We start from the raw sequence: 11,463 nt of genomic DNA on the forward strand, positions 1-11,463 counted from the left end.
AACACGGTTACCACTGGTAGCCCACGCCAACCGAGCCGCCGTAGTCTCCACGCGATGAGCCGCTGGCGGTACCCTTGACGACCCATTTGCCGTTATCCGAGATGGTCGACAGGCCCATGGCGTAACCGCTTTCACCGCGCCATGTACCGCCTCCCAGGCTGAGCATGCTCTTGCCCGGCAGGTAAGCCTGAGGCAGACCCGCTGTTGCCAGCGCCGCCGCCACACCCGCACTGGCGCGATTGTCCACGCGATCGATACGGCTATCCAGACGATTGATGTGGTTGGCAACGTTGCCTGCCACCCTGTTCAACTGCCCCAGGTTGACTGCGTCGCTGTCCTGTTTGCCGTCGGCAAGGTTGGTGATCTGCTTGTCACCCATGTCGATACCGTCCTGATTGATGGTCGGTCCGTTTTCAATGACAACCTCCTTGGCCGATACGGTATTGGTCGTCACACTGTCGACCTTGATATCCTTGGCCATGCCTACCGTGATATTGGTGCCATCGCGGGTGATTTCGACGTTATCGCCGTTGACGAACTGCACGGTGTCGCCCGGTCCGACCTTGCTTGCGGTGTCGCCGTTGGTCTGAACGTTCCAGCCCATGTTGGCAATATCCGCAACATTGTCGATATCGGTCTGTACGCCGTTGAGCGCATCATTAACGTTGTTGTAGGTGTTGCCGCCCACATTCAATTCCGTCACCAGCTTGCCATCGACAAACGTGGAGTTGCCACCCATGCCATCGGCGATGCTGTTGCCCATGTCGTGGATCTGGCTGCCGTTGACTGCGTCGGTGCTGTTTTCGGAGATTTCGCCGCGCGCCAGATTGGTGATTGTCGTGCCGCCAGTGCGCCCGCCATCGGTGGAGACATCGCCCTCCAGCGTGACCCTGTTCTTGGGATCGCCCACGTTGCCGTCGTACTTCACCGCGCGGTCGCTGAGATTATCGACATTGTCCTGGACACCCTTGAGCTGGCTGACGTTCACCGCGTCTGTATCGGCCACGCCCGCCTTGACGTTCGTGATCTGGAAACCGCCGGCGTTAATGCCGGTAACAGACGAGATGATTACCGTGCCCGCCGTAAGCCCCGTGTTGTTCAGCACGATGGGACCATTGGGACCGCCGTTGATGGTGACGCCATCGGTATTGAGCACCGTATCGCCAGTCGTGACAGAATCTACGGCGATGTCCTTGGCCAGATTGAACTGCACGTCGTTGCCAGCCTTGGTGATGTCGATATTGCCATCGGTATTGGCCAGGTCCACCGTGTCGCCGGGTGCGACGTTGCTGCTGTTCGCGCCATTGGCTGTCAGGTTCCAGCCCTTGTTGGCCACATCGCTGACTTCCGTCAGTTGGTCGACGTTGACCGCATCGGTGCCGTCAATGCCCTTGGCAAGATTACGGATTCTGTTGCCATTCATGTCGATGCCGTCCTTGCTGATCACCGGACCGCCATGGTTGATCGTCAGGCTGTCGGCTGTCAGGTTATTGGCCAGCAGAATCTCCATCTCGCCGTCGGCATTGACCTGAGTACGAATGTTGCTGGACGAGGCTGGCTGCGCGACATCCAGCGACCCGCGGATCACCTGCGTTTCGCCAAGCTTGCGCTCGACCGACCCCTCGTTGCCCGCGAAGGTGATGGGCCTGCTCGCAACCCCGTACAGTTGCGAACCATTAATCGCTTCCGTGCTCGTACTGCTGATTTCTCCATCCGCGACACCGCTCACTTTGTTGTTGCCGAAATTCACAGTCGTGCCCGGCGTGACCGTAAACTGAGAGCTGACCAGGACGCCGCCATTGAGCGCGGCCAGACCATCCACCGCGAAAGCGCCGCCTACCGACAGATTGTTCTTGATGCCCACATCATCCGCCAGGTTGAACTGCACATCGTTGCCTGTCTTGGCCACGACGATGTTGCCATCCGTGTTGGCCAGATCAACGGTCGCGCCTGGCGCGACGTTGCTGCTGTTCGCGCCGTTGGCTGTCAAGTTCCAGCCCTGGTTCGCCACATTGCTGACTTCGGTCAACTGATCGACATTGACCGCATCAGAGCCATCGATACCTTTGGCAAGATGAGTGATCCGCTTGCCCTTCATGTCGATGCCGCCCTGGTTGATCACCGGCCCACCGTTGTTGATCGTCAGGCTGTCTGCCGTCAGGTTGTTGGCCAGCAGGATTTCCATCTCGCCCGCGGGATTGACCTGCGTGCGGATGTTGCCCGACGAAGCGGCCGCACCGCTGTCCAGCGAGCCACGAATGACCTGCGTTTCGCCCAGCTTGCGCGCCACGCTGCCGGTGTTGCCGGCAAACGTGATCGGCGTATTGGCCAGTTCGTAAAGTTGCGCGCCATTGACAACGTCAGTGCTGGTATTGGTAACGTCGCCCGCCTTGACGTTGGTGATTTTGTTGCCACCAAAGTCGACGTTGGTGCTCGGCCTGACCGTCAGATTATTGCTAATCACCGCACCGCCATTCATATTGGTCACGCCAACGATGGTCGTATCGCCGCCTACATTCAGATTTTGCGCAATGCTGGTATTGCCGCCCACCGTGAAGTTGTTGGTGACGTTCACATTGTCTGCCAGGCCAAACGTTACCTTGTGGTCGGCATCGCCCTTGCTCACCACGATGTTGTCGTCAGCCGCACTGGCCAGATCAACCACTTCGCCGGGCTTCACATTGGTCTGATTGGCGTTGTTGGCCGTCAGTCTCCAGCCCTGGCTCGCCACGTTGCTGACTTCGGTCAACTGATCGACATTGACCGCATCAGAGCCATCGATACCCTTGGCAAGATGAGTGATCCGCTTGCCCTTCATGTCGATGCCGCCCTGGTTGATCACCGGCCCGCCGTTGTTGATCGTCAGGCTGTCTGCTGTCAGATTGTTGGCCAGCAGGATTTCCATCTCGCCTGCGGGATTGACCTGCGTGCGGATGTTGCTCGACGACGCAGCTGCGCCACTGCCCAGCGAGCCACGAATGACCTGCGTCTCGCCCAGCTTACGCGCCACGCTGCCGGTATTGCCGGCAAACGTGATCGGCGAGTTCTTCACGCTGTACAACTGGCTGCCATTGACCGCATCCTTGCTGGTATCGCTGATCGTACCTTCAGCCACGCTGGTAATCTTCCTGCCACCCATATCGGCGCCCTTGAACTGCGGCGTTTCCGCAAACTGGATCTCAATCCTGCCGCCCTCGTAGACGACGTCGCCATCGCTATTGGTCCGCTTGGTGCCGCCGGTAACCACGGTCTTGACGTTCTGTGCGGAAGTCGCGCCGGTGTTGGCGCCGACAATGGCAACCGCAGAGCCCATGGTCTGATTGGTCTGGCCGCTGTTGCCCGTGTATGTCCAGGGTGTATCGCGCACCGCGCGAAGTTGCTTCACGTTCACCGCATCGGTGTCCGCCATGCCGCCCGCCAGATTGGTGATGCGGCGTTCGATACTGCCCGTGCGATCCTGGCCGCCATGATTGCCCACAGACACCACCCCTGTTTCCGCATCGTTGTGGTCAACCTTGGAATAGCGCGCGACCGTCGCGCCATAGGCAGATTCGGTATTGGAATCCGACCCGAGTGCGACCGAGTTCATGGCCTGAGCATGAGCACGGGTACCAATGGCGATGGTATTGGTGTTCTTGTCTTCTTCACCGGGCTTGGGCGAGGCAATACCCGCCACCGCATCCCTGCCCAGCGCAATCCCGTTGGACGCATAGCCGCGCGCATTTGTGCCCGACGCTATGCTGTTCGCGCCCATGGCGCGCGCACCGGTGCCGCTGGCCGCAGCGTTGATGCCGTGCGCCTGGGCATTGGAGCCAAAAGCCTGGGAGTCGAGTCCGCGAGCCGCAGCATGGTAGCCAACCGCCGCGCCACGTTTGGCGGATGACACCGAATGCTCACCCATCGCGATACCGTTGTCTGCCGTTACATCGGCATCAGTACCGATCACGATCGCGTTATCAACGGTGACATTGCCTTCTTTGGCGTCCGACTCGGCACGCGTGCCGATCACGATGGAATTCTCTCCACGGCTTTGCGCTGCGTTCCCGATGGCGATGGTGCTCTCGTGATAAGCGATGCTGCCGTGCCCGATCGCTGTCGCGCTATCGGCATCAGCCTTGACCGCGTTGCCTAGCGCGATGGCGCTCTGTCCCGTGGACAGTGCCGAATTCCCCAAGGCCAGGCCGGAAGCACCGGACGCCGCGGCAGCCGGACCGATCGCCATGGCGTCGAGACCCGTTGCGCCTGTGTTGTCCTCATTGGCGCTCACTGTCGAGTTGACATCGAAGTATCGCGTTTTTTCAGCATCTACCAGGGATTTGACCTGGCCCACGTTGGCCGCATCGGTATCGTCGACACCCGCCTTCAGGTTTTTTATCGTGGTGCCGCCAGCGCCGCCCAGCGTGACGACTTGCTGGCTGCTGCCGCCATCGTAGAGCACCGCGCCTACGTCGTTGATGACCGTGCCCGTGCCGCCATTGCCAAGTTCGGTCAAGGCCATGGCCACTGAGCTGTATTTCTTGCCACCCACTTCAAACTCGGTGACCTTGCCGTCTACCAGCGTCCCATTGCCCAGCACTTGTGCCAGGTTCTGTTGCGCGGCGGTCAATTGCCTCACGTTCACGGCATCGGTGCCTGCGCTACCGTCGGCAACGTTGACAATGCGGCGCTCGCCGCCCGAGCGGCCGACGGACACCACGGCGATTGGATTGCCGGCCGCATTGGAGCCGGTGAGAAACCCTACGCCACTGGAGGACGCAGCCTGAGAATTCGTTCCCAGAGCGACACTGTCGCCCTGGGCCCTGCTGTTGGCGCCCAGTGCCACGCCCCAGTCGCCGCTAGTCTGAGCGTTAGCGCCCAGGACCGTGGACAAGGTCCCCTGCGCCTTCGCTTTATTGCCGACAGCCACCGAATGACTTTCGGCGCTGCTCTCCCCGCCAATTGCTACTGCATGTTCTACCGTCTTTCTGACTGCGCTTTCATTGGCCTTGTAGCCAATGGAAATGTTTTGATTGCCATTCAGACGGGTACCCGCGTCGTTGCCGATGGAAACGGTGTAATCGCCGGACACGTCTGAGCCCGCCCCATAACCGATGGCAGTGCTCTGATTGCCGGAGACCCGTTGACCCGCATTGGTGCCGATCGCAATATGCGAGGTCTTGTCCAGCCCGGGATTGACCGGCCCCTCGATCGTGCCTATGCCTGCACCGGTTCCCAGTGCAATGCTGTTCAGGGTCGATGATTGCGCACCTTTGCCCACCGCGATGCCATTCGTCGAACTGGCTTTGGCCTGGGTGCCCAAGGCAATGCCGTCGTCGCCATCAGCCGAAGCGCTGCTGCCAATGGCGGTTGCATTGCCTGCACCCGCAGTCGCCTGGTTGCCCAGGGCGATCGCGCCGCTGCTGTATTGTCCAGACACTGTGGCCTTGGTGCCGATCGCAACTGAGTTCGACACGAATTCCGAGGCCACCGTGGCTTGATCGCCCATGGCGATACTGCCCGCGCCATTGGCTTGAGCCTTGCGCCCGACGGCCACGGCGCCTATGCCCTTCTCGCCGACGGTTGCAGCTTGGCCAAGCGCCATGCCAGCTTCTGCCTGCTCTGCTACGGTGGCGCCATCGCCCGCCGCCAGGCTGCCTTTGCCTGCGGCAATGGATTCGGGCCCTATGGCCACGGAATCCTGGCCCGAGGCATCAGAGTCGGCCTTGGTCGATGTTGCATGAAAATACTTGATGCCCTTGCCATCTTCATAGAGATCTTTTTGCATCGTGTACAGCTGGTCGCCTGTGACCGCTTCAGTGCTGCCGGCGGCAACGTCGCCGTTGGCCAGATTGCTGATTTTCTTGCCGCCCATGTTCAGGCCGCCGTTCAGCGTGGCTTGTCCGTTGACAACAAGCGGGCCGCCAATGGTTGCCGCGCCTGTGCTCGTTAACGTCTGCGCCTGAATCTGGTCCTTAGTCTTGACGGTAATCGTGCCGTCACTGCGCGTCACATCAATGTTCGAGCCGCCCACAATGGTGACCGCGTCGCCCGGCTTGATCGCCTTTCCGGCATCGGCGGCGCCACCTTTCAGCGTCCAGCCTTTATTCACATCGGTACTCAGCGTACCGACCGTGCCGCTCAGATCATTTACCGTGCCAGTCAGCGTGTTCACGGAGTTCACCGCCGATTGGGCAGTGTTCTGCACCGAAAACAACTGACGGCCGTTAACCGCGTCCGTGCTGCCCGCATTGACCGCGCCATCGTTCAGCCCGGCCACCCGGCCTCCATTCACAAACTCGATCTTTCCGACGCCATTCGAAAAGATGATGTCATTGCCGTCAGCATGAATAGGCGAGGTGGAATCTGCGATGTCGACATCCGCCCAGGCCTGGCCGCCCAATCCCAACATGCCGGTGGCAACGAACAATGCGGTTCCCATGAGCCGGCGAGCCTGGCCTGCGCCACGCAACGCGTTTGTTTCCATTCCCCCGTCTACGCTGGAACCCGAGCGCTTTCCTCGTCCCCGCGCGTTCTCTGAAACGGCGACAAAAGTCCCCGTCTGTTCATTCCATACCGTCTTGTAGATACGATTCACAAATGTTCCCCAATAATCGATCGTGCTTACGTGCTGGAATGACCTTTTCTGACTAGAGGTGGTCGGGCAGTACGTAAGAAGTTATTCGCAAATATGTAACCAAACCCCATAACGAGTGACACTTTGCGGCAGACCCAATATCAGAGCTTTTGTTTTTCCGGCAAAAACATTTGAAAATCGTTTTTTTGGATAATTGAAATGTAAACAATGAAAAAGAAGGCTAAATAGGCACAAATAAGGGAATATAAATGTTCGATCGAACCTGGCAATTCCGCAGCCCGGCAACAAACGTTCCAGCATAAAAAAAGCCGCAACAATTGCAGCGGCCTTTTTTTGCATAATTACAACTAATTGTTTAATCGAAAATACCTAGATATTCAGGTTCTCTATGGCTGCAATTTGTTCGCCATAGGAAAGCTGGCGAAACGACCAGGGGCTGATGCCAACGTGCTCCCGAAATGCCGTCACGAATCGGGCCGGATGGGTATACCCCACCCTTGCCGCAATATCAGGAAGACCAAGAGATGTTTCAACCAGAAGCCGCTGAGCCCATCTGAACTTTTCCTGCAGAATCCAGGTATTTATGCGAGCGCCATAAATCGCCATGAAGGCCCGCTCCAGCTTCGCGGCATCCACGACGAGGGTGGCGGCAAGGTCATCCACCGACGAGAACTTGGCCACATGCCGTCCGATCATCGTCTTGGCAAGCCGCGCCAGAGATCCGTCATCCATATGCCTGGGGTCTGCCCCACCGTACCCGATTAGCCTCCTGGCGGGATAATCATCCGTATCCTGGCCGGCATCGGGCCAAGATACATCATCCATGGTTCGCGTCGACATGGCGCCTGCTGATATTCATATGATTAATGAGTTAAGTGCTTGTCGAGATATGCTTACATGGGTGTTGAGCCCTTGCCTTTGATATCTCGGCAACTTTTTTTCAATCCGGCCCGGTGCTAATTACTTTTACGCATATTTTTCCGGAATGAAGAAGGGGATTCGCCAAGGTAATCCCGAAAGGCTGTCGAAAAATTGGCAGCACTTGAGTATCCAAGCTCGGCGGCGATCTCGACAATATTCAGCGACGTGCGTTGCAGCAGAGACTGCGCCTTGAGCATGCGCTCGCGCCGAACAAATTCGAACAAGGTCATGCCTAGACAGGATTCAAATACATGGGCAATCCGTCGCTCGGAAACGCCCAGCATCCGTGCCAGGTCTGCAGCCTTGGGCGGGTCATCCAGCGCATCGATGATGGACCGCTGAGCCGCCCTCAACAGCACCATGTCGCCCTCGGAGAAACGGCTGGCGGAATCGCCGGCCGCTTGCGCACCCGACTGCTCCGGACCGGAACGCGCGGAAGTTTCGGCTTCCATGGCAGGCCACGCCGTCGCATCGGACCAACGCCGATCGCGAGCAAGCCCCAAATGTATGCGGACACGCTCGATAACTTCCAGCGCCTGAAACGGTTTGAGGATGTAATCCACGGCCCCAGCCCGCAGGCCAGTAAGCCGGTCCTGGATATCTGCGGATGCGGACAGAAACAATACCGGAATATGCGCGGTGATCGCATCGGCCTTGAGCAGCCGCGCAACCGCGAACCCGTCTTTCTTGGGCATTTGAACATCAAGCAGGATCAGGTCCGGAATCATGGCCACCGCCCTGGCATACCCTTGGGCGCCATCGAAGGCGATGGTCAGACGGTAACCCTCTTCTCGTAAGGCCTCTACAAGCAAACGAAGCTGATCGGGGTTATCGTCCACCAACAAAATGTGCTGGACTTTTGTGGTGACTTTTTTCACTTCATGCCGATGAATATGCGTAACTTATTATTACGATATTGCACGCATGAACATATGTCTATTTAATACCCGGATATTTGTCAAAGCTTGACAATGCTGGCATCAAAGTACGCCAAATCCTTTGGCGAGAATAATAAATGCAACACCTACACACACTATTGCAAACGCCATTTGCAGCGTTCTTGCCGGTAAATGCGGAGAAACCGCTCGACCGGCGAACATTCCAACCAACGCGAAGACCACAAACCAGGTGAGATGAGTCGGCCACTGAAGCCCCAGAGAAACGGCCTGGCTGACGGTCACAGCGGAGATCAGGCCAATAACCATCAAAGAAGTTGCAACAATTCCATGCATACTCACGTTGCTGAATCGTTGGAGCGCCGGGACAATAATAAAACCGCCTCCCACGCCCAACATGCCGGTAAACAGCCCCGATACGGCACCGATACCGGCCAACGTCAGCGCCGAGCGGCGATTCCAGATGAACCTGCCTGTGCTGGGTGACAGCATGCATGCCTTGTTTGCGTTCTCGCAGTTTTCGCTATCGGCAGAACAGGTCGCCTTCTGATAGCTGCGGAACGCGACAACCAGCATCACGCAGCCGAAAATGATCATCAACAAACCCACCGGCAGAAGCCGTGCGATAGCCGCGCCCAGCGGAGAAAGCAGACCTCCCACGACTGACATGAGCATGGCTGCCTTGTAGCGGACCCAGCCACGGCGAAGCCCATCTATCGCGCCAAGCATGGCCGACAGCCCCACCGCAATCAATGCAACGGGCGCCGCCGTGACCATATCAACCCCAAGGGCGACAACCAGCGCCGGCACCGCGAGAATGCCGCCGCCCGCGCCTGTCAGCCCCATTACCAATCCAATTGCAGTACCTAAAACACTTTCCAGAACCATTGCATTCCCAGGTTGGGTAAACGCTGCCGTCGTCGCTACACACGCCGTGAGCAGAGCCGCATCGCTTCCTTATTACAGATAACAATAAGCTAATGGCTATTATTCATAATGAACACCGGAATGGCAAGCCCCCGACCGCGTTTCGCGCGGCCCGGCGCGCGGGATTCAACTGAGCCTGAAAACGAGTGCCACCAACGTGGCAACCAAGACAGGCAAGGTCAGCACCAAACCTGTTCTGAAATAATAGGCCCAACTGATTTTCAGGCCCTTGCCCTGCAACACATGCAGCCACAGCAGCGTTGCCAGACTGCCGATGGGGGTGATCTTGGGGCCCAAATCGCTGCCGATGATGTTTGCGTATGCCATGGCCTCGCGGACAACCCCATCGGCCTGGCTGGCATCGATCGACAGAACGCCGACCAGCACTGCAGGCAAATTGTTCATGATCGATGAAAGAAAAGCGGACAGCAGGCCCATGCCTAGCGTCGCCGCCCAGAGCCCCTGCCCGGCCAGGCTATTGAGCAGTTGCGCAAGATAATGCACCAGACCCGCATTGCGCAAGCCGTACACGACAAGGTACATGCCCAGGGAAAAGATCACGATCTGCCAAGGCGCGCTTTTTATCACGCGTGTCGTATTGATGACTTTGCCACGGGAAGCGATCAACAAAAGCAGCAGCGCGCATGTCATTGCAATGGCACTCACCGGCACGCCAAGCGGTTCCAGGCCAAAAAAGCCTGCGAGCAACAGGCCAAGCACGGCCCATCCCGCCTTGAAGGTTTTGGGATCACGAATGGCGAGCGCAGGCTGCCGGAGCAGATTTGCATGATAGCGGCGCGGTATGCTGCGACGAAAGTACAGCATCAATATCAGCAACGTAGCCACGACCGAGACAATATTCACCGGGATCATGACCGCCGCATAGCGGTTAAAGCCGATCTCGAAAAAGTCTGCCGACACAATATTGACGAGATTGGAGATCACCAGCGGCAGACTCGCCGTATCGGCGATGAACCCCGCAGCCATCACAAAGGCCAGCGTCGCAGCCGGCCCAAATCGCAAAGCCGTGAGCATGGCCATGACAATGGGCGTCAAAATCAATGCCGCGCCATCATTGGCAAAAAGCGCCGAAACCACTGCGCCCAGCAGGACGATCAGGACAAACAGCTTTTTTCCATGCCCTGCGCCCCAGCGCCCGACATGCAGCGCCGCCCACTCGAACAGCCCTGCCTCGTCCAGCAAAACACTGATGATGATAATGGCGACAAAGGCGATCGTTGCATTCCACACCAACTGCCAGACAACAACGATATCCGGCGGATGCACCACACCGGTAGCCAGCGCCAGCGCAGCGCCCAGACAGGCGCTCCAGCCTATGCCCAGCCCCCGCGGCTGCCAGATGACAAGCACAAGGGTAAAAACAAAAATGGCAGCGGCGGTCAGCATAAGTGGCGAACAGAGAAGCGAATGAGGCGACGAAAAATCAACACGTTCAGAAAAGGCAGTGAATGATGAGTCACTTTATCGATCAGTGCAATCTGTAACCCAATGGCATCAGAATCGATACAGAACTATTACAGAATAGCCCGCCTATCCGCCAATTATTTCAGTTCACTGCAAATACACGGGTAATGCTTGCGCGGGCCAAACCACCCTACTACGCTGGAGTTCAGAAATACTTTTCAGGAGCTTGGCCATGAAAGCACGACACAATCTCGCACGACTTCTTGCCGTGGGTGTAGCAGTCGTCGCACTGGCAGGGTGTACGACTTATGACCGACGTGCCGACAATACGCTATTGGGCGCTGGCTTGGGAACTGCAGCAGGCGGCGTCATCTCCGGCGGAGACCCGCTGTACATGCTGGGCGGCGCGGCAGCAGGTGGCTTGCTGGGCAATGTACTGACCAGCGATGATCGAAGCTACCGTCGAGGACGGGGCTGGGATCGCCGTTACGATCAGGATCGCGGCTGGAAACGTAGCAGAGGTCATGATCGCCACCGTAATGTCAATCGCAGCAAGCGTCATGATCGCGGCCACAACTGGAACAATAACAACCGTAGCCGCAGCTGGAATGATAGCAACCGGGGGCGCGGCTGGAGCAGCCGCCCCAGCAATAGAAGCTTTCCGATAGGCGGCTGGGGACACTCAAGCGGCGCCAGCTCCAACAACAACTAATCCTCTTC

6 protein-coding genes are annotated in these 11,463 nt (G+C 58.0%); 1 reads left to right on the plus strand and 5 read right to left on the minus strand.

What is annotated here, in order from left to right:
• Nucleotides 1-7 precede the first annotated feature (7 nt).
• From ERE07_RS10280 to ERE07_RS10300, 5 genes are all read right to left on the minus strand, one after another.
• The gene (locus tag ERE07_RS10280; protein ID WP_130008740.1) at nucleotides 8-6,574 is read right to left on the minus strand and encodes a YadA-like family protein; all 6,567 of its coding nucleotides are present in this window, start codon (nucleotides 6,572-6,574) and stop codon (nucleotides 8-10) included.
• Between the two features lie 369 nt (nucleotides 6,575-6,943).
• Nucleotides 6,944-7,414 (minus strand): helix-turn-helix domain-containing protein, encoded by a 471-nt coding sequence (locus ERE07_RS10285; protein WP_130008741.1) that lies wholly within the window; start codon nucleotides 7,412-7,414, stop codon nucleotides 6,944-6,946.
• A gap of 116 nt (nucleotides 7,415-7,530) precedes the next feature.
• Entirely contained in the window at nucleotides 7,531-8,373 is an 843-nt protein-coding gene (locus tag ERE07_RS10290; RefSeq protein WP_245153616.1) for a response regulator transcription factor, read from the minus strand.
• Nucleotides 8,374-8,475: 102 nt separating this feature from the next.
• Nucleotides 8,476-9,279, minus strand: coding sequence for a sulfite exporter TauE/SafE family protein (locus ERE07_RS10295; protein WP_130008742.1), 804 nt, complete (start codon nucleotides 9,277-9,279; stop codon nucleotides 8,476-8,478).
• A 165-nt stretch (nucleotides 9,280-9,444) separates the two neighbouring features.
• The gene (locus tag ERE07_RS10300) at nucleotides 9,445-10,725 is read right to left on the minus strand and encodes an arsenic transporter (protein ID WP_130008743.1); all 1,281 of its coding nucleotides are present in this window, start codon (nucleotides 10,723-10,725) and stop codon (nucleotides 9,445-9,447) included.
• A 250-nt stretch (nucleotides 10,726-10,975) separates the two neighbouring features.
• Between ERE07_RS10300 and ERE07_RS10305 the strand changes: the two genes are divergently transcribed.
• Nucleotides 10,976-11,455 (plus strand): hypothetical protein, encoded by a 480-nt coding sequence (locus tag ERE07_RS10305; protein ID WP_130008744.1) that lies wholly within the window; start codon nucleotides 10,976-10,978, stop codon nucleotides 11,453-11,455.
• The last annotated feature ends 8 nt before the right edge of the window (nucleotides 11,456-11,463 follow it).

Origin of the sequence: Allopusillimonas ginsengisoli, from assembly GCF_004153455.1 — a bacterium.
In the GTDB taxonomy this organism is placed as follows: Bacteria; Pseudomonadota; Gammaproteobacteria; order Burkholderiales; family Burkholderiaceae_B; genus Allopusillimonas; species Allopusillimonas ginsengisoli.